Consider the following 23512-nt stretch of genomic DNA (forward strand, 5'->3'; position numbering starts at 1 on the left):
TAAGTATGAACTACCGAATATATGGGAACTGACACTGAAAATGATTTGTCTTAAATAAAGAAAATATTGCGTGTTTATCTGAATTTTTTTAACTTCAGCACATAAAATATAGTAAATCTTTTAAAATCTTTTTAAAAATGAAAATTAGTTTAGGAAAATTAAAAACCGTTACACTTGCTGCGTTAGCAGAGCGTTTGATTTCGGCATCTAAGAATGGAAACTATACCATTAGTATAAGCAACCACCCTTTGCTAAAGGCTCTGGAGGCGGAGTATGATTTGTACAAAGATTTGGTGGCAAAACAGTTGTATAGCGGCAAAGGGGCAGAGGTTGCCCAAGCGGATAAGGAGCGAGATAAGGTTTTTGTGGGTCTTAAGGTGTATCTAAAAGCCTATGCGGCTCTGGACTTATTGCCAAACCAAGAGAAGGCGGTGGCGTTGTATGAGGTTTTTAAGCGTAATGATTTGAATTTGGATAAAAAGTCTTATGCAGACCAGTCGGTATTGCTTAACAAATTGCTCGCAGAACTAGATGCAGAACCCAATAAAACGGCTCTAAATGCTCTTAATTTAACTCCTGTATTTAATGATTTAAAAACGAAACAAGAAACATTTTCTAACCTCCTATCGGAACAAACCGAAGCGAATGCAACACTAAGACTCACTAAATCTGCTAGTGCCTTGCGTGGGGATATAGAAAAATCAATACGGAATTATATCAATCTGGTGTCGGCAATGCAATCTCAAACGGAGTGGGCAGCTCTCTATAAAGAACTGAATGAGATTATAAAATCGGCTAAAAACGCTTAGGGAAGTTTTTCATTCTAAAACCACCTTAGTCCTAACGAGGGGTTAAGGTGGTTTTGCTAAGGTAGAAATCCTCTTTTCCACGCATTGTTTTAATGTCTTCTTCTGTTTTGTCTTTGTATCCGCAGAGATGCAGAACGCCGTGAGCTAATACTCTTAGAAATTCTGACTGGTAGTCTTTGGATAGGGTAGAGGCATTGTCTTTAACGCGTTCTACGGATACAAAAATATCGCCTGATATGGTGTTTCCTCTCACATAGTCGAAGGTAATAATATCGGTATAATAATCGTGCTGTAAATGCTCTTGATTTATCTTGAGGAGATACTCGTCATCACAGAATATATAGTTTATTTTACCTGGCTTTTTGTGTTCTGATAAGATGATTTGCTCTAGCCATTTGCTGATGTCGGTAGATATACTAATGGGCTCTATTTCTTCAAAAAAGAATTGTATCATTTTTAATTAAGTTTTTTTAAAACCAATGTCCTAATACGACGTTAAACATTCCTTTGTTTTTGTTTAGGGGATTGCTGTAGTTTATTTTTATTTGTCCAAAAGGTGATTTGTATCCTGCCGTAATGCCTAGCCCTTTATGATTGATATTAAGCATATCCTTCAGATTGATTTCATTGAAAAGATTGGCCATACCGAAATGAGCGATAATGAAATAGCTTTTCTGTATCTTAAACTGAAAATTATTGGTTGCAGTTAATAGATTTGGGCTACTTGTATATCCGAAATAATGCCCTTGCATTTGTGCAAAATTACCTAGTTTTTGTTCAAAAATACCACCTATACGGTACTGATAGAAGTAAGATAAATCCTCGTGGTTTGTCGTAAATCCTCCAAAAAGACTTAGATTATAGGTAAGCCAACTGCTGATAGGGAAATTCATTCTAAGGTCTGCCTTTACTTGTATGGGAGTAATTTCGGAGTTTTTGTCGCTAAATAGATTTAATATTTTACCTTCAGCATCTAGGTAGAAACCTCTGGTAGGGAAGTTTTTGTCGTCCTGTGTATCACTCTTTATGAAAAAGTAAGGGTTGATAAAGTTTTTTATTTCGTTAATATAGGGATTATTCGTTTTAAAATAATCGTGGCTAAGCCCTCCCCCTATAGCATATCTGTCCCTCCATATAGAGTGGATAAATACTTCGTTTCTTAGCCAAGTCCAATCCTCCGTAATAGTACCCGTATTGTTTTTGAGGTTTAGTTTCATTCCTGAAGAGGAAACTCCAAGCCCTGGTATATAGCCATTATCCATAAAATAGTTAAAGTAATATCTAGGGCTATCTCCCACTACAACATCTAATGATACAGTAGAGTTGGGTAGTAGTAGTCTTCTGGCAGTGGCATTGATGAGTAGTCCGGTTTTAAATAACTCATCATAATGTAATCCAAACTTTAGATAATATCTGCTTTGGTCTTCATCTACTGTAACTTGGAGTGTATTTTTGCCGTTATTTTGGATAATATCATAATTGATGAGGTCATAATTATTGGTAGCATACAGTTTATCTATCATTTTATTGATGCTTCCATAAGATTGCAACGATGGTACCTTCAGATTCATTTTGCCCTGTAAATACGAACGGCTAAATACCTTATTATTTATCACCTCCAAACTATCTATTTTGTAAATGTTAGAATAAATAGGGCTAGATGCTACTCTTAGTTGGGTGTGTTTCCGTTTAGGGAGTTTAGATAGTATATCGATATATTTTTGAGCTTCTTCGTAGCCTAGTTTTAGTATTTTTTCTTTATCTCCGTAGCTGGTGGCATTCATACCGTCTAGCTTTGGGTGTATGTTGATGTCAATGTATTGATATTGATTTTGGGTTTCATTCTGTATGCCAAAATCTATCACTTGGTTGAGGATACTAATGGCACTTTGCAAATCCTCTCTTTTAGCTAAACCTTGACTTAAATCTACCCCTATGATAATGTCCATTCCTTTCTCTTTGAGAGGTTGTGCAGGGTAGTTGATGGTCATAGCACCATCTATATAAAGGCTATCACCTATCTTAACAGGGTCCATAAGCGAAGGGTAGGCAGAACTCGCCATAATAGCTTTAATTAAATCTCCTTTTTCAAAGATTTTCATCTTACCACTTTCAAGGTTTGTGGTAACACACATAAATGGGATAGGAAGTTGAGAAAAATTCTCTACATTAGAAACATTCTTAAATAAATCTTTAAGCATATAAATGTTCTTCTGTCCCGTAGAAATAGCTTTAGGGAGTACATTTATTTTACCATTTTTTATGGGGATATTCAGAAGGTATTTGTCTGTGGTTTTGCTGAAAAAGGAAGTTTCTTTTCTGTTTTTTTCGTTAGCAATGATGTCGTAAAAATCGGTATTGGTTATTATTTTCTCAATATCGTTTCCTGTATATCCAGAAGCATATAGTCCACCCACAATAGCCCCCATACTCGTCCCCGAAATATAATCTACCTTTACACCTAACGAGTCTAAAACTTTAAGAACACCCACGTGAGCAAAACCTTTAGCGCCGCCACCTGCCAAAACAAGCCCTATTTTTGGCTTTTTTGGGGTGTTTAGATTATCCTTTACTTGAGATTTGTAAGTAAAAAATGTAAGTAGTAAACTCAGCCATAATACTTTTTTCATAAGCATAAAGGTTATGTGTTAGATAATAAACCAATGAACAAATATAACAATATATCAACTAATAATTGAGGCAAAATAAAGTTTACTTGTTTTAAAACTGGATAATTAGAATTAACTTTGCCTTATGATGGAACATTATTTTTCACCAGGAAAATTACTCATCACTTCCGAATATGTTGTTTTAGACGGTGCTAAAGCTCTAGCGTTGCCTACCAAAATGGGGCAAGATTTGTGGGTGGAAGAAAAAGAGGATAACAATGCTAAAATCTTTTGGGAAACTTATCATCAAAACCAGTTGTGGCTGTCTATAGAGATAGACTATCGTAAGTGGGAGATTATTTCTACCAATTTAAGGACTAATGCCGAATTTATTCTAAAGGTATTAAAGTATCTAGAATCTATTTCGTTAGAAAAGTTTAAAAAAGGAGTTTCCTATCATATCAAAACTAATCTTCAGTTTCCTGCCAATTATGGTCTGGGGAGTAGCTCTACGCTTATGGCTAACTTAGCAAAATGGGCAAAAGTAGATGCTTTTCTTCTTAACGAGAAGACATTGGGAGGTAGTGGCTACGATGTAGCAGTAGCGTTAGAAGAACAATCTATATTGTACCAGCTAAAGCCTTTTAGGGAAGTTGTACCTGTGCTTTTTTCACCTAAATTTAAAGACGATTTACTCTTCGTACATCTAAACCAAAAGCAAGATAGTAGAGAAGGTATTACTCTGTATAAAACAAGAGAAAAGTCTAAAAAGAATATAGACTTTTTTTCAGAACTTACTGATGCGGTGCTAGAAGCAGATAGTTTAGCAGAGTTCTCAAAATTGATGAAAGTACACGAGCAAAAACTTTCAGAATTTTTAGGGATACCTACGGTAAGAGAACTCTATTTTTCGGATTATCCAGGGTTCATAAAAAGTTTAGGAGCTTGGGGTGGAGATTTTATTATGGCAGAGAATTTTTCTAGGGCAGAGACTTACTTTAGGGAGAAAGGTTTTTCTGATATTTTTAATTTTTCGGATATAATTTTATGATAATCAGTAGTTTATTTTTAAGTTGCATTTTCTGACTAATATCATTATCTTTAACGCACCGTTCCTCTTACGGAATAAGTAAATTTGTGAACCGAAAAATAAAACCATAAATTATATATAATTACACATCACCTATGAAAAATTTAAAAATTATCCAAGAGTTGCACAATTTAGGGATTACAGGTTATCATGAAGTCGTGTATAATCCTAGTTACGAAGAACTGCATAAAGCAGAGGTTTCTGATAAGAACAAAGGCTTTGAAAAAGGAGCTCAAACAGAATCAGGAGCAGTAGCCGTTAAAACAGGAATTTTTACAGGAAGATCTCCTAAGGATAGATATATCGTATTAGATGATACCACTAAAGAAACAATACACTGGGATGGTAATGTTAATAGACCTACCTCTCCAGAGGTTTTTGCACATTGTAAAGATTTGGTACTTCAGCAGCTTTCTACCTCTAAAAAACTTTATGTAGTAGATGCTTTCTGTGGAACTAACCCTGATACTAGACTTAAAGTAAGATTTGTAATGGAGGTGGCTTGGCAAGCGCACTTTGTTACCAATATGTTCATCAGACCATCTGTTCACGAGTTAGAAAACTTCGGAGAGCCTGATTTTGTTGTGATGAACGGTTCTAAAACAACTAACCCTGATTGGGAAAAACAAGGTCTAAACTCTGAAAATTTCGTGATGTTTAACCTTACAGAAAAAATCCAAATTATAGGAGGTACTTGGTACGGTGGAGAGATGAAAAAAGGTATGTTTGCGATGATGAACTACTACCTACCACTTAAAGGTATGGCATCTATGCACTGTTCTGCCAATGTGGGAGAAAAAGGAGATGTAGCATTATTCTTTGGTCTTTCTGGAACAGGTAAAACAACGCTTTCTGCAGACCCGAAAAGATACCTAATAGGTGATGATGAGCACGGTTGGGATAACAACGGAGTATTCAACTATGAAGGAGGTTGCTACGCTAAAGTTATCGACCTTACAGAGGAGAAAGAACCAGACATCTTTAGAGCAATTAAGAGAGACGCTTTATTAGAGAATGTTGTGGTAAATGAATACGGTGAGATAGATTATAAAGACGGTTCTATTACAGAAAATACTAGAGTTTCTTACCCTATCTATCATATCAATAAGATAGTACTTCCTTCTAAAGCAGGACATGCTAGCAAGATTATATATCTATCAGCTGATGCTTTTGGAGTATTACCTCCAGTATCTATACTTTCAGAAGACCAAGCACAATATCACTTCTTGTGTGGATATACTTCTAAGTTAGCAGGAACAGAGAGAGGTATCACAGAACCTACACCTTCGTTTTCGCCAGCGTTTGGGGAAGCATTCCTTACTTTACACCCAACAATGTACTCTAAAACATTGATTAGTAAAATGAAAGAGCACGGTGCTAAGGCTTATTTAGTAAACACTGGGTGGAATGGTACAGGTAAGAGAATTTCATTAAAAGATACAAGAGCTATCATTGATGCTATTTTAGATGGTTCTATAGATAATGCTCCTAAGAGCGTAGTTCCTGTAATGAATTTAGAAATTCCTACTTCGTTACCTAATGTTTCCGAAGGTATTCTAGATCCAAGAGATACTTACGCTACACCAGCAGAATGGGAAGAAAAAGCAAAATCTCTAGCAGCTAAGTATATTAAGAATTTTGAACAATATACAGATACTGAAGAAGGTAAGAGATTAGTAGCGGCAGGACCTCAGTTATAAATTTTTACTAGAAATATTTTGAGTGAGAATAGAGTGGTTAATCTAATTGGCCACTCTATTTTCTTGTTATTAAAATATCAATAGTCAATTATGATATGTTAAAGTTTGTTAATACACATTGTAATAAGAAATCTCTAATTACCTTTGCTCACTGAAATGAAAAAGTATTTAGCCCTTTTATTAGTCGTTTTGATTACTTTATTTTCCTCGTGGAAGATAGAGGCAAACTCTATGACGCTACCAATTGGTAAAGAGGTAGGTACAACATTGGCTAAATTTTCTAAAAAACACACATCTCTTATTGAGAAAGACTTATCCGAGGATACCGTTAGTTTAATAGCCTCTTTAGTAGAGATAGATGAAGATTTCAGTTCTTTTATTTCCAGTACGATTAAGGAAGTCTTTTTTTACGTTCTACTTTCTGTAGTTCTCTTTAAGATAGCTAAAATACTGTACAGAGATACCTCTGTTTTTTCTTATCTAAAGGTAAAACGCTATATCTTCATTCGTTCTATTAGAATTTGATTTGTTTTTTTATTGTAAAAATTATCGTGTATACCCGTATTTTGATATACGGATATGCTCTCTTTCTATCAAACTAAGTTTGATGAGAATCATAATTTTCTAATAACTTAACAAATTAACGAAATGAATAAAATCACACTTTTATCAGTACTAATAATTTTAAATCTATCCTCTTGCAAGTCAGAAGATAAAGATAAAAAAGAAGAGATGCCTATTTATCCAACAACTCAACCCCTAAAAATGGATACTAATATCTCCAAAGATTTTGTAGCTCAAATACAATCCCAAAAAAATATAGAAATAAGAGCTCAAGGGAAGGGTTTTTTGGATAAAATCTATGTGGACGAAGGTCAGTATGTAAAAGCAGGACAAGTTCTGTTCAGAATAATGCCACAAGTCTATGAAGCTGAACTCATGAAAACAAGGGCTGAAGTAGAACAAGCTAGAATAGAATATCAAAACGCAAGTATTTTGGCAGGGAATAATATTGTTTCCAAAAATGAAAAAGCTTTGGCTAAAGCTAAGCTAGATGCGGCTAGTGCAGAAATGAGAATGGCTCAGTTACATTTGTCTTTTACCACTATTAGAGCCCCGTTTTCTGGTATTATCAATAGAATTCCTCTCAAATTAGGAAGTCTTATAGAAGAAGGAGATTTGTTAACAAGTCTTTCAGATAATACCAATGTCTACGCCTATTTTAATGTCTCTGAACCAGAATATTTGAGTTATCAAACCAATGCTGATGAGAGAAGCAAGCAGCAAGTAACTCTAGTTATGGCAAATGGTCAAGAGCACCCAGAGAAAGGTTTTATCCAAAATATAGAAGGAGAGTTTAATAATGAAACAGGTAATATAGCCTTCCGTGCCAAGTTTCCTAACTCAGATTTGCTTTTAAGAAACGGACAAACAGGAAAAGTAAGAATGGAGATTCCAGTGAAAAACGCACTTATTATTCCACAAAAAGCAACCTATGAAATTCAGGATCAGAAATATGTTTTTGTTGTGGATAAAAATGGTAAAGTAGAATCTAGAAATATTAAAGTTATTTATTCTTTACCAGATATTTATGTGGTGAGTTCAGGGCTTTCTGTAGGTGATAAAATATTATTAGAAGGAGTACAAAAAGTAAGGGATAATGATGTTGTAAAAACTCAATTCCAGAACCCTAAAGAGGTATTAAAAACTCTAAAACTTAATGCCAACTAAAATATTAAGCTATGTTTAAAACATTCATAAAGAGACCTGTACTATCAATAGTAATTTCTCTTATCATAGTATTTTTGGGAGTATTATCTTTATTAAGTTTACCTATTACCCAATTTCCGTCTATCTCGCCACCTAAAGTAAATATTACGGCAGAATATCCAGGTGCCAATAATGAACTTTTGGTAAAATCAGTAGTAATTCCTTTAGAACAAGCTCTAAATGGGGTACAAGGAATGAAATACATTACCTCTGATGCAGGGAATGATGGGGTAGCCTCCATACAAGTAGTTTTTAATTTGGGTACAGACCCTAACTTAGCAGCTGTAAATGTGCAGAATAGAGTTTCTTCAGCCATTAACAAATTGCCTCCTTTGGTGGTACGAGAAGGGGTTAAAATTACGAGAGAAGAACCTAATATGCTGATGTATGTTAATCTCTATAGTGATGACCCTAAAGCCGACCAAAAGTTTTTATTCAATTATGCAGATATTAACATTCTTCCAGAGTTAAGAAGGGTTAATGGTGTTGGGTTTGCTGATATACTTGGAACCAGAGAGTATGCGATGCGTATTTGGCTAAAACCTGATAGGCTTACTGCATATAATATTTCTACTGATGAGGTGATGGAAGCGCTTAGTTCTCAAAGTTTAGAAGCTTCTCCAGGTAGAACAGGAGAAAGTTCTGGGAAGCGTTCACAATCATTTGAATATGTATTAAAGTATCCTGGACGTTTCGATAATGAAAAAGACTATGGTAATATCATTGTAAAAGCAAATTCTAATGGGGAGTTTGTACGGTTGAAAGATGTAGCAGATGTAGAATTCGGAAGTTCAATGTATGATATCTACTCTACGCTTAATGGTAAGCCATCTGCAGCGATTACAATTAAGCAGTCTTACGGGTCTAATGCTAGTGAGGTAATTAAAAATGTAAAAACATTGCTAGAAGAACTTAATAAAACCTCTTTCCCGAAAGGAATGCACTATGAGATAAGTTATGATGTTTCTCGCTTCTTAGACGCCTCTATGGAGAAGGTCGTCCATACCTTATTCGAAGCCTTTGTATTGGTAGGGATAGTTGTTTTTATCTTTTTGGGTGATTGGCGTTCTACACTTATACCAGCGTTGGCTGTGCCAGTGTCTTTAATAGGTGCTTTTGCGGTAATGTCCTCCTTTGGGATAACGGTAAATATGATTACCCTTTTTGCATTGGTAATGGCGATAGGTGTGGTAGTAGATGATGCCATTGTGGTTATAGAAGCCGTGCATGCAAAGATGGAAGAAAAGCATTTATCACCACTAGAAGCTACACAAGAAGCAATGGGAGAAATAAGTGGAGCTATTATAGCAATTACTTTGGTTATGGCAGCGGTATTTATTCCTGTGGCGTTTATGAGTGGTCCTGTAGGAGTATTTTATCGACAGTTTTCTATCACTATGGCATCGTCTATTATACTTTCTGGGATAGTGGCTCTTACACTTACGCCGGCATTATGTGCTTTAATTCTTAAAAATAATCATGGTAAAGAGAGAAAGAAGACGCCTATCAATAGATTTATAGATGGATTTAATAGAGTATTTGCCAAAGGGACAAAAAGATATGAAACCCTTTTGTATAAGACTGTAAGTAAAAAATGGATTACATTAGGCGGATTATCAGTATTTTGTTTTCTTGTATATTTTCTTAATAATGGACTTCCGTCAGGATTTATACCTAACGAAGACCAAGGAATGATTTATGCCATTGTGCAAACACCTCCAGGCTCTACCATAGAGAGAACCAATCAACAGGCTCTAAAAATACAGAAAATAGCAGAGGGAATAGAAGGGGTAAAATCTGTATCATCATTAGCTGGATACGAAATTTTATCAGAAGGTACAGGAGCTAACTCAGGAACTTGTTTAATCAACCTTAAAAATTGGGACGAAAGAGATAAATCTGCTACCGAAATTATAGAAGAACTAGAGGAGAAATGTAAAGATATAGGAGGTTCTAATATTGAGTTTTTCCAACCACCATCTATACCAGGTTATGGTGCAGCAGGAGGATTTGAATTGAGATTGCTGGATAAAACAGGAAGTAACGATTATGCTAAAATGGAAGAGGTCAGTCGTAACTTTGTAAAGGAGCTAAGCAAAAGACCAGAACTGGCGTCTGTATTTACATTTTATTCTGCTAGTTTTCCACAATATATGTTGAAAGTAGATAATGATATTGCAGAACAAAAAGGGGTAAGTATAGGTAGTGCGATGAATAACCTTTCCACTTTAATAGGTTCTAACTACGAAACAGGATTTATCCGTTTTGGTAAGCCATACAAGGTTATTGTTCAGGCTGCACCTCAGTACAGAGCTTTACCTCAAGATATTATGAATCTTTATGTTAAAAATGATAAAGAGGAAATGGTACCTTATTCAGATTTTATGCATATGGAGAAAGTTTATGGCATGAGTGAAATTACTAGACATAATATGTATAATTCTGCACAAATAAGTGGTTATCCTTCGGAAGGTTACAGTAGTGGGCAAGCCATAGAGGCTATAAAAGAAACAGCAGATAAAACCCTGCCTAGAGGCTATGGGATAGATTGGGCTGGGATATCCAAAGATGAGGTAGGTAGGGGCAACGAGGCGGTTTACATATTTCTAATTTGTTTAGGATTTGTATATCTTATATTATCAGCACAGTATGAAAGTTTTATTCTTCCGTTACCTGTAATATTGTGCTTACCAGCGGGTATTTTTGGAGCGTTTTTATTCCTTAAACTTTTTGGTTTAGAAAATAATATCTATGCACAAGTTGCCTTAGTAATGTTGATAGGTTTATTGGGTAAAAATGCAGTACTTATAGTAGAATATGCAGTGCAGAGAAAAAATGAAGGAGCTACAATATTGAAAGCGGCTATAGAAGGAGCTGTAACGCGTTTTCGTCCTATTTTAATGACATCTTTTGCATTTATTGCGGGGCTTATTCCTTTAGCTTTGGCAACAGGCCCAGGAGCAATAGGTAATAGAACGATAGGAACTGCAGCGGCAGGAGGTATGTTTATTGGGACAATATTTGGCGTAGTACTTATCCCTGGCTTATATCTTATTTTTGGTAAAATAGCAAGAAAAAATGAGTTGGCAGAATATGAAGACCTTAATCCATTAACTGAAGAAATTGAAGATGAAAACTAAACTAAAATATATATCATTGGTAGTGGGTAGCTTAGTGCTAGTTAATTGTAAAGCACCAGCACCATTACAAGTAAAAGATAATGTAAAAGAGGCTCTACCAGAAAGCTATACAAAAGATGAAGTTTTTAATAAAAGCACAGGAACTCCACCTTGGAGAGAATTTTTTACGGATCCTCATTTAGTTTCTTTAATAGAAATGGCTCTTAATAACAATCAAGAGTTACTAATTACATTACAAGAGATAGAAAAAGCCAAAAGTAGTGTAATGTATAGAAACGGAAGATTGTTTCCCTCAGTTTCTGTGGAGGTAGCTGCTGGCGTTAAAAAAGTAGGGCGTTACACTAGTGAAGGTGCAGGAGATGCAGCGACTCAGATGGAAGAAGGAAAGCCGATTCCAGATCCGTTGGGTAATTTTGGAGTAGGTTTACAAGCCGATTGGGAGGTGGATATTTGGAATAAGCTCAGAACAGAAAAAAAATCTGCAATAGCTCACTATCTAGCCACAGTAGAAGGTAAGAATTTTGTGCTTTCAAGTTTAATAGCAGAAGTGGCACAAAGCTATTATGAACTTTTAGCTTTGGATAGCCAATACTCTTATCTTAAAAAATATATTGAACTTCAAAGAAAAGCCTTGGAGGTTTCTAAAATTCAAAAACAGGCGGCTGCAACTACGGAGTTATCAGTTAAAAAATTTGAAGCTGAATTAGCAAAATCATCAGCGAATTTATACACAGTTCAGCAAAGTATTTTAGAGAAAGAGAATGACATCAATTTGTTACTAGGAAGATTTTACCAGCCTATTCCTCGTTCAAGTGCAGAATTTTTGGATCTCGTACCACAGTCTATTAAAACAGGTATTCCTTCGGAGTTACTAGCTAATAGACCAGATGTTAAACAAGCAGAGCTAGAGTTAGAGGCTGCTAAGTTAGATGTAGAAGCTGCTAGAAAAGAGTTTTATCCTTCTTTAAATATTACTTTTGGAGCTGGTTTAGAGGCTTTTAAACCAAGTTACTTCACTCATTTTCCAGAGTCTTTAGCTTATAATATAGTGGGAGATTTGGTAGGACCGTTAATTAACAAATCAGCGATAAAAGCAAAATTTAATACGGCGAATGCGTCTCAACTACAGGCTTTGTATGAGTATAATAAAACGCTTATTAAAGCTTATATGGAAGTCTCTAATAATTTGAATAAAATTAAAAATTACCAACAGTATTTTGATTTAAAACACACTCAAAGCAAAGATTTAGACGAGGCGATAGGAATTTCAAACCTTCTGTTTACTAATGCTAGGGCAGATTATATGGAGGTTTTGATGACGCAAAGAGATGCCTTAGATGCCAAAATGGAACTCATAGAAGCTAAAAATACACAACTGAATGCAACGGTATACCTCTACAAAAGTTTGGGAGGTGGATGGAAATAAGGCTTAATATTTTTATTATCTTTGCAGGTATAAAATTTAGGCTATGGCACTTATAAAATCTATATCAGGAATTAGAGGTACAATTGGCGGAAAAGTAGATGAAAACTTAACGCCGCTAGATGTCGTAAAGTTCACTTCCGCTTTCGGAACTTGGCTTCAGAATACCAAACAGAAGAAAGACTTAACCTTAGTCTTAGGTCGAGATGCTAGGATTTCTGGAGGTATGGTATCCTCTTTGGTTACAGCCACTTTGCAAGGGTTGGGGATTCATGTTGTAGATTTAGGACTTTCTACTACGCCTACAGTGGAGGTTATGGTGCCAGAGTTGAATGCAGATGGAGGTATTATTCTTACCGCTTCCCATAATCCAAAACAATGGAATGCCCTTAAATTACTTAACGAAAAGGGAGAGTTCATTAGTGGTAAAGATGGAGCAGAGGTACTTTCGATAGCAGAAAGAGAAGATTTCAATTATGCTGATGTGGATAGTTTAGGAAGCTATGAAACTCGTGATGACGCATTTGATATTCACATCAAAAAAATATTAGCACTACCAATGGTAGATGCACAAGCAGTTAAAGCTAAGAAGTTTAAAGTAGTTTTAGATGCCGTTAATTCTACAGGAGGAATAGCTATTCCGCTTCTTTTAGAGGAGTTGGGTTGCGAAGTTGTAAAACTCTACTGCGAACCTAATGGGCATTTTCCTCATAATCCCGAGCCGTTGAAAGAACATCTTACCGATATATGCGAATTGGTTAAAAAGGAAGGAGCCGATTTAGGAATTGTAGTTGACCCAGATGTAGATAGATTGGCTCTTATAGACGAGAAAGGAGAAATGTTTGGTGAAGAATACACGCTAGTGGCCGTGGCAGACTATCTTTTGAGACATAAAAAAGGAGCAGCTATTTCTAACCTTTCTTCTGGTCGTGCATTGAGAGATGTGGCTCAAAGTTTAGGGTCTTCTTATTTTGCGAGTGCTGTAGGAGAGGTTAATGTAGTGACTCTGATGAAAGAGAAAAATGCAGTAATAGGTGGAGAAGGTAACGGCGGAATAATCTATCCAGATTTACATTATGGTAGAGATTCTTTGGTAGGAGTAGCTTTATTTTTAACTCACTTAGCTAAAGAGAACAAAACAGTGTCTGAGCTTAGACAAACCTATCCTGCCTATTTTATGGGTAAAAAGAAGATAGAACTTACACCAGATATCAATGTAGATGCTCTTTTGGAACAAATGACGGAGCGTTATAAAAATGAAGAAATATCCACTGTAGATGGTGTTAAAATAGATTTTCCTAATAATTGGGTACACCTAAGAAAATCTAATACAGAGCCTATCATTAGAATCTATACAGAAGCTCAATCTCAACAAGAAGCAGATGAATTAGCTGATAGAATTATAGAGGAAATTAAAGGTTTGATATAAAGAAGATTAAATAAAGTTAAATCATCTATTGGTTTAGCATTCTTTTTGATAAAGAAAACAATAAAGTTTTAAATTAATTTGGAAGAGTTTTTTGAAAATGAACTGGCAAAGCAGTTCGAAGAAATGATAGAAAATAACGAGGAACGCTACTTCGATACGGATGATTTGGAGGAAATCATCATCCACTATTTGGAGTTGGGTGATACCACCTATGCTGAACTTGCCGTTAATTTTGCATTAAAACTTCATCCTAATTCCTTAGATATTAAGACTAAAAAACTAGAAGTTCTTTTAGAATTACAGCAGTATAGAGAAGCTAAAGAGCTTATTAACGAGCTAAAGGAGGCTTCTTTAGAAAATACAGATTTCTTAGTTTGTTGTGCTAAATATTATTCTAATCTAGGCAATCCTAGAAGGGCGATAGATTACTGTCTTAAGGCTTTAACACTGAATGAAGAGGAGAATTTTCTGCATAATTTCATCGCTGATGAATATGTGAATTTAGAGGATCCTTCTAATGCCTTAATACATTATAAAAAAGCCCTTAATCATGACCCTTATGACGACTATGCTCTAGAAAATGTAATGATTTGTTTTTATAAGTTAAATAAAAATGATGATGCTATAAAATTCCTTAATCATTACATAGAAGAATTTCCTTTTTCGGAGACGGCTTGGTTTGAGTATGGTCAGTTTTATTTCAATAGAAAAAACTACGAAGAAGCCATACGAGGATTTGATTATCTTTTAGCCATTAACTCTAATTCTGTTGGGGTTTATGCCAACAAGGCAGCCTGTTATGAGGCGATGCAAGAGTGGGATAAAGCTGTAGAGGTATATGAAGAAATGCTAGAATTAGAATATACTAAGGCGTATACTTACTACAAAATAGGTTTGTGTCATAAGGAAAACAAAAAGCCTTTGCAAGCTCTAAAATCCTTTCAGAAATCTTTAGTAGAAGACCCTCAGTTTTACCTTTCTATGATGGAACAATCTTTCTTATATGAAGAAATGGGGCAGATGAAAGAGGCGCTTCATTTCGCTAAAGAGGCGACCGCTCTTAATGAAACCAATGTAGATTATCAGAAAAGGTTGGCGTTTTTGTATATAGATTCGGAGTTGTTTGAAGAAAGTTTACCTTGTTTAGAAAAAATGGTAGAGGCAGAATCTGATAGATTTTATAATTGGTATGCTTATACCGAAGTACTGATGTTGGTAGGACAGTATAATAAAGCCTTAGAAACCTTACAAAAAGCTATTTCTTTACACAAAGATAGAGCCGAGTTTTACTATCAAATGAGTAATGTGCTATTTAATCTTGGTAGAGAGGAGGAGGCTAGAGATTATTTAGCTACGGCATTGGTAATGGAGCCAAGCCTAGCACAAGATATGTTACAAAAATACCCATTTATTCGAGATGAGGTAAAAAGGGTAAAAGCCAATAAGAAAGAAAGCTAGAGGCTCTTTCTTATTGGTTTTAGTAGTTCTTCTAATCCATTGATTTTAATTTCATAAACGGTGGCTAGTTGCATACCTAGTTTATTCTTAGGGAAACCACCATTTCTCATAAACCACTCTAAATAGGCTACGGGAAGGTCTGCCAAGATGTAGTTTTTATATTTACCAAAAGGCATTTTAGTAAGGCAGATTTCTTTTAGAATTTCAGGATTCATTGGTGGTAGTTTCAGTGTTTTTATTTTCTGTGGGAGATATACCTGCTAGAGCTTCTTCATCGGAAGCAATAACTACATTATCTTCATCAGAAAATTCGTCTCTATATATTTGTATTAGAAGTAAAGTTACAGAGACTAAAATTGGTCCAAATACCAATCCCATAAACCCAAAAAGATTCATTCCTAAGATGATGCCAAACACCGTATTAAGGGGGTGTATATCTTCTAATTTTTTGAGTAATGTAAATCTTAGTACATTATCTATAAGTCCCACTACAACAAGACAATAGATCGCCAATCCTACACCCGAAACAGTGTCGCCTTCAGCAATCATAAACAGAGCTACAGGAACATAAATAAGAGCACCACCAACAATAGGTATCATAGAGGCAATGGTGGTAAGAGCAAATAAAAGTATAACGCTAGGAGCTCCAAAGATAAGATAGCCTATCAATGCTGCAAGACCTTGCCCAAAAGCCACAACAGGAATTCCTATGGCGTTGGCAATAATCATTTTTCTTATTTTTTCGCTGATGAGGTTAATATTGGCTCTTTTAAGAGGGGCCGCATTGGTTAAAATACGCTCAAAAATTCTAGGTTTTACTAACATAAAATAGAGAAGGAAGTAGGTAGAGACAACAACGGTAACAGTATTGAGTGTACTGCTAAGAATAGTAGTAGATAATTGTCCTGCAGTTTCTTTTACCTTATCTAAGTTTTCTTTACTTAGAATATCTATTTGTACTTCAGAAAGAATATAAGAGTGTATTTTGTCTAAAAAATCATTAAACCGACCCATATAGGCTTGGGCATTACCCAATTTTTCTATGAGCGTATCAATAAGGAAATAAAGTGGGAGAATAAGGATAACTATAGTAGCGAGCATAATGACTAAGGCAGAAGCCCAAGGTTTCCAATTCTTTTTTTCTATGAGATAAAGGTTGTATTTCCGTGAAATTACGTAAAGCGTTATAGCACCTAATAAAGAAGGTAGGAACATTGCTAACTGATAGGCTATCAATAAAAATAATGTGACGATGATGATGATGAGAGCTATTTGTTTAATTTTAGTATTGCTTATAGCTTCGCTATATTTGTTGTTATTATCCATTGTAATTTAATTATATAGTTAATTATAGTTGATGTATTACTTTAATTTTAAATATTTGTTTATATAGGGTATAAATCATTGCATTCCAAAATGGGAAGGTTAATAAACTCCCTATGCCTAATGCAAAAAATCCAGCATAGCTGAAAATGAATGCTACTAAGACTCCTACAAATATAGTAGTGAAATTAGCTTTCAAAGCCATAAAATTAAGATGAATACTAGTAAAAATCCCCATTCTTAGAAAATACATCAGAGGAGCTGCAAATAGCGTAAGAAATACCCAAAGTATAGGTAAAGGCTGAAGCATTCCTGCGTAAGAATAAATCATAGACCAAAATAGATGATAGCCAAAAAATCTAAGGAAAAAATAGCCATTATAGCCGATAATTAAATCCGATGTAGAAGGGATTTCTCCTAAATCAATCTTTTTATAAATTTCGTAAAAGCCTATATTCAAAGGATATAATAGTGATTTTACTATCATTATAGAAAATACAAAATGCTGGAAAGAAGTATTCTCCATCAGCTCTGCTAGAGTTTGGGAAATTATAGTGTAATTTCCAGAAAATAACTTTCGGAAAGATTCCATTTCAGTTTCCAAACCAAAATAGCTAAATAGTCCAACAGCAAAAGTCATCAGTAGTCCAAAATACAAAATAGAAAACAGTATTTGGAAGCCTATGGTTTTTTGCCAATAGCCGAAAGCGTCCTGTAAAATCTGGCTGATGTTATTCACTTTATTAAACTCTGGACTAGAACTCATATAATTTATTTTGCACAAAAATAAGCATTCTTTATTTTTGCCAAATGTTTTCTACAGAAAATCAGTTCGCTTTGATGGATAAACTCTCTTTGGAGAGTATTCCATTCTTTTTCATCATAGATTTTATGATGACTAGAATAGAAGTATTTACTTTAGAAAATTTGGAACAATCAGGGCTTAATGTGGATTTTCCAAACTTTAAAATAAAATCAATTCCCAATATTCCCAAACCTTATCATTATGATTGGGAAGTGTTTCCAGAAACGAAAGAAGAGTATCTCAAAGGTTTTCGTATAGTGCAGGAGCATTTAAAAAAAGGAAATTCCTATTTGACTAATTACACTAGAAAAACTGAAATAAAAACTAATCTTTCTTTAGAAGAAATTTTCTATTTCTCTAATGCTAAATACAAAATACTTTATCCCAATCAGTTTGTATGTTTTTCTCCTGAAACTTTTGTGGAGGTAAAGAATAATAAAATAGTCACTCACCCAATGAAAGGAACGATAGATGCTTCCTTAGAAAACGCTGCAGAGATTTTAAAAAATGATGTTAAAGAAAAGGCGGAGCATTACACGGTGGTAGATTTACTTAGAAATGACCTAAGTCAAGTAGCGGATAATGTTCAGGTTAAAGAATTTCAGCGGATAGATTTTATTAAAACTCAACAGCGAGATTTATATGCAATGAGCTCCGAGATAGAAGGTGTGCTAAAACCTCAATTTAGAAATAAAATAGGTAGTTTAATGCAGAAATTACTTCCTGCAGGTTCTATACTAGGGGCTCCAAAGCCCAAAACAAAAGCAATTATATTAGAGGCAGAAGGCTACAACAGAGGTTTCTATACTGGTGTTTGCGGTTGGTTTGATGGGACGGATTTGGACTCTTGTGTGATGATAAGATTTATAGAAGCGGAAGGAGAAACTTTATTTTTTAAAAGTGGCGGAGGTATTACTCACTTAAGCAATCCTGACGACGAATATCAAGAGATGAAAAACAAAATTTATGTGCCAATTTATTGAAAGCATTTGTTGGGAACACGGTAAGTTCTACCTAGTTGATTTACACCAAGAAAGAGTGGATAGTTCTTTTCAGAGGTTTAACAGAAGCTCGGTTATTGATTTGAGAGAAATTCTTAGAAGTGTAGAGATTAGAACTCCACAGAAACATAAAATAAGAGTGGTCTATGATTTAGAAGGATATTATGAGGTAGAAGCTCTTCCATATCAACCGCCTAAACTTAGCTCTTTTGATATAGTAGAAGCTCCCGAAATAGATTATAGTCTTAAATATAAAGATAGGAGTAGTTTAAATCAATTAAAGGAAAACTCTAATGCTTCGGAGGTGATTATTACTCAAAATGGACATATTACAGATACTACTTTTTCCAATCTTATTTTTCTTAAAAATGGGGAATGGTTTACTCCAAAATCTTACTTGTTGAATGGTATTCAGAGACAGAATTTGCTTCAAAAAAAACAGATTAAAGAGGTAGAAATAATTTTAGATAATCTATTAGAATATTCTTATTTTAAAATAATTAACGCTATGAATTGTTTTGAAAAAGCTCCGATGTTTTCAATAGATTTAATAAAATAAAGCCTTGAAATCTCTAAAACAGAAATTTCAAGGCTTTGGGGTTGGTTTAATATGGATTTATTTTTTGAATAGAGATAGAAACAAAGCTCCCATTATTCCTCCATAGAGTGTACTGTTGATAGGCTTAGAGGTAATAGCACAAGTTCCAGTGCTACAGCCTACAAACTTCCAATATAGATAACCACTTACGGCACCTATTATAGCTCCTACAATACTTAGCTTATGTTTTTTAATAAAATCTATCATTTTTACTCCACTGGGTCGCTCATTCTACCAATGGCACAGCTTACAAAAGATTTGGCTTTCTTTAGTATAGTATTATTTCCTTTTTCAGGATAGCCTAAACTAGACAATTTATCAACAAGAGAAGCACGGTCTATTGCTCCCGTAACTGTAACCGTTTCGGTATCTTTATCTATGGTAATAGTTTCTATGTTTTCCATTTTAAGAATGGCTTTTTTAATACTGTTCATACAGCCACCGCATTTTATGTTTTCTACTTCTATGTTGTGGGTTGTTGTGTTGTTTGACATCGCTTTATTTTTTTATTAGGTTAATAAATAATTCCAAATCGGTCTTAGGAGAGATGCTATTATAGCAAGGTTTAATAGTTTTTAATTTAAAAAATCTTAAGCAAAGATAGGATTTTAATGATTATAAATTTAATTAAATGGACTTTTTTCTCTACGGAAATCCTTTTTAAATCATTTAAAAAAAATTTTTATTTTCGTCAAAATAAAAATTATAGTAGGTATTCTTAAATTAAAAAGTAAAATGAAAAAGAAACTAATAACGCCGTGTGTATTATTTGTAAGTACATTTGGTTTTACACAAGAACTCAAGACAGATTCTGTTGCAAAAGCTAAGGAAATTCAAGAAGTTATTATTAAATCTCAACGCAAGAAGCAGTATAATGACCACGCTGCCTATACCTTTGATAAAGCAGCTCTGGAGAAAGCTAATAATGCTAAGGATTTGTTGGTAACACTTCCAGAGTTGGTACACGACCCTGTAAGTAATTCTACCCAAAGTATCCGTGGTGGGAAAACCTTGTTCCTCATCAATGGTATAGAAGCTACTGAAGCCCAAATAAGGAGTGTTGCCCCAACTAATGTGGTACGAGTGGAGTACTATGATATTCCTCCTGCTCGTTGGGCAAACCGTGCCGATGTGGTTGTAAATATGATTACTAGAAATCCAGAATTAGGTTACTCTTACGGGGCAGATGTTACTTCTGCTCTTACTACGGGTTTCTTGAACGGAATGGTCTATGCCAATTATACCAAAGGTAAAAATGATTTTGGGCTAGAATATAATCTGAATCTTAGGGAGTATAATAACAGACGGACAAAAAAGCTACGAAATTATAGCATCAATGGTGTAGATTATTCTTCGGAGGGCTTAGGAAGAGATGCTTTTGGTTATACAAACCAAGATATAGCCTTGCGTTATACCCGTGTAGAACCAGAGAAATACACTTTCCAAGCTAAGTTTAATATTAATCCATTTACTTATCACAATCAAGGAGAGACCTCTAATATATTTACTCAAGGTGGTGTGGTAAATAGGCATCAAGCGGTGGAGCATTCTAATCAAAAATATACTAATCCAACTTTAGACCTCTATTATTCTAGAAATTTGGGTGCAAAAGATGAGTTGATAGTCAATTTTGTGGGCTCTCATTACAAGACGAACTCTACAAAGTATAATAGAGAATGGAATGTAGCTACCAATGCTGAAGTTTTCCTCAATGAAATGAAACTGAATGCCTCACAAACAGGAATTGTAGGAGAGATTGCCCATAGCCATCAGTTTGAAAAGGGTAAATTAACGAGTGGTTACCGTTTAACCAATACTAATGTGGATAATCAGCTTAATAATATACTAGGAGCTTCTCAATTTGAAGTAAACTATTTGGAGCAGTATTTTTATACAGAGTATAATGGGAAATGGGATAAATTCAGCTATCGTTTAGGTATAGGTGCTAATAATATACAGAATAAAACAGCCACTAATTTTACTAATGATTGGGCATTAACGCCAAAAATGGTTCTGTCTTATGCGTTAGGCAAACAGGCGTTCCGTTTTTCTAGTAGTTATAAAAATGCGAACCCAGATGGAGAAATGATGAGCCCTAACTTGGTGCAGAGTGCACCTAACTTATTCCATTCGGGAAATCCTGACTTAAAGCCTCAAAGGCAGTTTAATAACCAACTGAATTATTCCTTTAATACTAATTATTTTGATTTGAATACTAAAGCATTTTATAATGTTGTTAAAGGGTATTTTGCTTCTGTTTATAAAGAAAATACAGCACTCAATGGCTATGTTCTTAACTATCAAAACGCACCGTATTACAGAGAGGCAGGTCTTGGGATTACAGGTTCTATTAAGCCCTTTGCTAGTGATTTGTTGGTGATACATTTGTATTTTCAGCCTACTTCTATGCTAATGGAAACACAGGAAGGGCACAAGGCAAAGGTAAGCTATGTACGGAATAATTTCACACTCACTTCTAAGTATAAACAATGGAGTTTGTTTTATCAATTTAATGTTCCTGTGTATAGTATCAGTGGTTCTTTTCTTAGCAAAAACGAGAATTCTAACCATTTTTCCTTGTCTTATCAGTTAGGAAATTGGAAACTATCTACAGGAATGTATTTTATGGGAATGCCTGCACAATATGAAACGAAAGCATTAGATTTTAGCCCAGTACAGAGCGAGGCTAAAACCCAGATTTTTGATAATAAAAATATGTTTGTGCTAGGAGCGTCTTATGATTTTTCTTTAGGGAAGAAACTACAAATACAAAAGAAACTGGATAACCAGACCAGCGGAGCGGTAACTTTCTAGAGAGGGCGATAGAATGCTTTAAAGTTAGGGTAGCGAAGTTGGTTTTGCTGCCCTAATTTTTGTTGGGGGATTCTTGTTCCGCTGAAATGCGTGAGGTGTGCTGTAATGATGGCAATTTTCGGGAGTTTCAATTCGGTGTATTAAATTATTCTCAAAAAAATGAGTTCCTACTGTTCATTCTTCTATTCCTACGGGCTGTTTTTGTGTTCCTCTAGGTTTTTTTGCGTTCCTACGAGCCGTTTTTGTATTCCTACAGACTGTTTTGAGAGGTTTTAGGTTTGAGTACCACTCTGAATTTGTTGTATTAGACTGGTTATAAATAATTTTAACTTTTTAAACTCTTACTAATCTCATCATTGGTTCAAACGAGTATAAGGCAGATCTGCTCCCTGCTGCAGCTTCTTTTGTTATGATGTAGTCGTTTTCTAATAGTTTCTTAATAATGCCACTTGCTGTAGCGTTGGGTATTTGGGTTTCTTTTACAAATCTATTTGTTCTAAAAACAGGGTTAGTGAAAATAAAATCAACTACTTGTATATTCCATTTTGAGGATAAAATACCTGCTAGACTTATTTTAGTTTCTTCATAAAGTGTTTTGATTTTTTCTGCAATTTGTAGATTTTTGATAGCCTGTGATTCAACTGCTTGAAGAAAAAACTGAATCCATTGTTCCCATTGATGTGTTTGGGATACATTTCTCATTTGGTAAATATATTCGTCCTTATGTGTTTCAAAGTAGCCACTGATATAAAAATGAGGTTGAGATAATACGCCTTCTTTCCATAGCAATAATGTAATAAGCATTCTACCAATCCTTCCATTTCCGTCTTTGAAAGGGTGTAAGGCTTCAAATTCTAAATGGCTAATAGCCGTTTTAATTAATGGAGGAAAATGATCATTTTCAATAAATTCAAATAAAAGTTCTAACCCATCAGTGAGTTTTTCTGGACTGATGGGGATAAATTGGATTTCTTTTCTGATTTTATCGGCTAAAAAATTTTGTTCTTTCTTAAACTCTCCTGGTGATTTATCAGCTCCACGTCCTAAATATAATAGTTGTTGGTGCATCTGTCTGATGAAATTTGGAGATAAAGGATAGCCATCTTCCATAGCCTTTTGTGAATTTTTCAAACATCTTTGATATAATATGGTTTCTATAACATCTGATTTTATATTAGGTTGGTCTGTATCGTCATAATCAGCTTCATATTGTAGTATTTCGTCTATTGTGCTGATAGTTCCTTCAATTCTTGAGGAAACTACTGCTTCTTGGTTTCTTAATGGTGTGAGTAATATTTCTGTATTGTAAAGATTTTTGAGCATTTGATCATACCTTGCTAATGCATCTGTAGCCTTTATTAAGCTATCTATTATGGTTGGGTAAGCTATGTTTTTGGGAGGAAATTGATTGTAATGATATTCAACAGCACTATCTATTTTATAATCCATACTCTTTTATTTTCTTACAAAGATAATCGTTATTTTGAAAACAAATCTATTTGTGTCTGTTTTTTTTTGTTATTATGAACACAAGTATAATTGT

General features: G+C 34.6%; 20 protein-coding genes. 12 read left to right on the plus strand and 8 right to left on the minus strand.

Annotated elements, in window-relative coordinates:
* Positions 1 to 137: 137 nt before the first annotated feature.
* A complete protein-coding gene (locus tag D1003_RS06240; RefSeq protein ID WP_079207193.1) occupies positions 138 to 809 on the plus strand; it encodes a DUF6261 family protein in 672 nt (223 codons plus the stop codon).
* Between the two features lie 31 nt (positions 810 to 840).
* Here the strand turns inward: D1003_RS06240 and ybeY are convergent, their stop codons facing one another.
* Positions 841 to 1263 carry an rRNA maturation RNase YbeY gene (gene ybeY / locus D1003_RS06245; protein WP_153936163.1) on the minus strand — a complete coding sequence of 141 codons (423 nt, stop codon included), beginning with the start codon at positions 1261 to 1263 and terminating at the stop codon, positions 841 to 843.
* 16 nt (positions 1264 to 1279) lie between these two features.
* Positions 1280 to 3445, minus strand: a complete 2166-nt coding sequence (locus tag D1003_RS06250) for a patatin-like phospholipase family protein (RefSeq protein WP_153936164.1) — start codon at positions 3443 to 3445, stop codon at positions 1280 to 1282.
* 121 nt (positions 3446 to 3566) lie between these two features.
* Between D1003_RS06250 and D1003_RS06255 the strand changes: the two genes are divergently transcribed.
* The 8 genes from D1003_RS06255 (at position 3567) to D1003_RS06290 (ending at position 15428) form a co-directional block, all read left to right on the plus strand.
* Complete coding sequence (locus tag D1003_RS06255; protein ID WP_153936333.1) at positions 3567 to 4469, plus strand: GYDIA family GHMP kinase; 903 nt, start codon at positions 3567 to 3569, stop codon at positions 4467 to 4469.
* Positions 4470 to 4603: 134 nt separating this feature from the next.
* Entirely contained in the window at positions 4604 to 6208 is a 1605-nt protein-coding gene (gene pckA / locus D1003_RS06260) for a phosphoenolpyruvate carboxykinase (ATP) (RefSeq protein WP_079207198.1), read from the plus strand.
* Positions 6209 to 6364: 156 nt separating this feature from the next.
* Positions 6365 to 6733, plus strand: coding sequence for a hypothetical protein (locus D1003_RS06265; protein WP_153936165.1), 369 nt, complete (start codon positions 6365 to 6367; stop codon positions 6731 to 6733).
* 123 nt (positions 6734 to 6856) lie between these two features.
* Positions 6857 to 7939 carry an efflux RND transporter periplasmic adaptor subunit gene (locus tag D1003_RS06270; protein WP_079207199.1) on the plus strand — a complete coding sequence of 361 codons (1083 nt, stop codon included), beginning with the start codon at positions 6857 to 6859 and terminating at the stop codon, positions 7937 to 7939.
* A gap of 11 nt (positions 7940 to 7950) precedes the next feature.
* Entirely contained in the window at positions 7951 to 11118 is a 3168-nt protein-coding gene (locus D1003_RS06275) for an efflux RND transporter permease subunit (RefSeq protein ID WP_153936166.1), read from the plus strand.
* Positions 11108 to 12544: a TolC family protein gene (locus D1003_RS06280; protein WP_153936167.1), complete on the plus strand. Its 1437-nt coding sequence runs from the start codon at positions 11108 to 11110 to the stop codon at positions 12542 to 12544. The genes D1003_RS06275 and D1003_RS06280 overlap by 11 nt, the downstream gene beginning before the upstream one ends.
* A 43-nt stretch (positions 12545 to 12587) precedes the next feature.
* Entirely contained in the window at positions 12588 to 13970 is a 1383-nt protein-coding gene (glmM, locus tag D1003_RS06285) for a phosphoglucosamine mutase (protein ID WP_153936168.1), read from the plus strand.
* Positions 13971 to 14048: 78 nt separating this feature from the next.
* Entirely contained in the window at positions 14049 to 15428 is a 1380-nt protein-coding gene (locus tag D1003_RS06290; protein ID WP_153936169.1) for a tetratricopeptide repeat protein, read from the plus strand.
* On the opposite strand, the gene D1003_RS06295 is transcribed toward D1003_RS06290, so the two are convergent.
* Genes D1003_RS06295 through D1003_RS06305 form a run of 3 tightly spaced genes read right to left on the minus strand, consistent with a single transcriptional unit; the run spans position 15425 to position 17517 of the window.
* Entirely contained in the window at positions 15425 to 15643 is a 219-nt protein-coding gene (locus D1003_RS06295) for a DUF3820 family protein (RefSeq protein ID WP_014937782.1), read from the minus strand. The genes D1003_RS06290 and D1003_RS06295 overlap by 4 nt on opposite strands.
* Positions 15633 to 16754: an AI-2E family transporter gene (locus tag D1003_RS06300; protein ID WP_153936170.1), complete on the minus strand. Its 1122-nt coding sequence runs from the start codon at positions 16752 to 16754 to the stop codon at positions 15633 to 15635. Before D1003_RS06300 ends, D1003_RS06295 begins: the two co-directional genes overlap by 11 nt.
* A gap of 22 nt (positions 16755 to 16776) precedes the next feature.
* A complete protein-coding gene (locus tag D1003_RS06305) occupies positions 16777 to 17517 on the minus strand; it encodes a hypothetical protein (protein WP_153936171.1) in 741 nt (246 codons plus the stop codon).
* 44 nt (positions 17518 to 17561) lie between these two features.
* On the opposite strand from D1003_RS06305, the gene D1003_RS06310 reads away from it, so the two are divergent.
* Entirely contained in the window at positions 17562 to 18539 is a 978-nt protein-coding gene (locus D1003_RS06310; RefSeq protein WP_153936172.1) for an aminodeoxychorismate synthase component I, read from the plus strand.
* Complete coding sequence (locus D1003_RS06315) at positions 18523 to 19116, plus strand: aminotransferase class IV (RefSeq protein WP_153936173.1); 594 nt, start codon at positions 18523 to 18525, stop codon at positions 19114 to 19116. The genes D1003_RS06310 and D1003_RS06315 overlap by 17 nt, the downstream gene beginning before the upstream one ends.
* 57 nt (positions 19117 to 19173) lie before the next feature.
* On the opposite strand, the gene D1003_RS06320 is transcribed toward D1003_RS06315, so the two are convergent.
* Together D1003_RS06320 and D1003_RS06325 are read right to left on the minus strand one after the other, a co-directional pair.
* Positions 19174 to 19362, minus strand: coding sequence for a DUF6132 family protein (locus D1003_RS06320; protein WP_153936174.1), 189 nt, complete (start codon positions 19360 to 19362; stop codon positions 19174 to 19176).
* Between the two features lie 2 nt (positions 19363 to 19364).
* Positions 19365 to 19649, minus strand: coding sequence for a heavy-metal-associated domain-containing protein (locus tag D1003_RS06325; protein ID WP_038693662.1), 285 nt, complete (start codon positions 19647 to 19649; stop codon positions 19365 to 19367).
* 241 nt (positions 19650 to 19890) lie between these two features.
* Between D1003_RS06325 and D1003_RS06330 the strand changes: the two genes are divergently transcribed.
* Positions 19891 to 21969 carry a TonB-dependent siderophore receptor gene (locus D1003_RS06330; protein ID WP_153936175.1) on the plus strand — a complete coding sequence of 693 codons (2079 nt, stop codon included), beginning with the start codon at positions 19891 to 19893 and terminating at the stop codon, positions 21967 to 21969.
* 333 nt (positions 21970 to 22302) lie between these two features.
* Here D1003_RS06330 and D1003_RS06335 read toward each other — a convergent pair whose 3' ends face one another.
* Positions 22303 to 23418 (minus strand): Fic family protein, encoded by a 1116-nt coding sequence (locus D1003_RS06335; protein ID WP_153936176.1) that lies wholly within the window; start codon positions 23416 to 23418, stop codon positions 22303 to 22305.
* Positions 23419 to 23512 lie beyond the last annotated feature (94 nt).

Source organism: Riemerella anatipestifer, from assembly GCF_009663465.1.
GTDB lineage: Bacteria > Bacteroidota > Bacteroidia > Flavobacteriales > Weeksellaceae > Riemerella > Riemerella anatipestifer_C.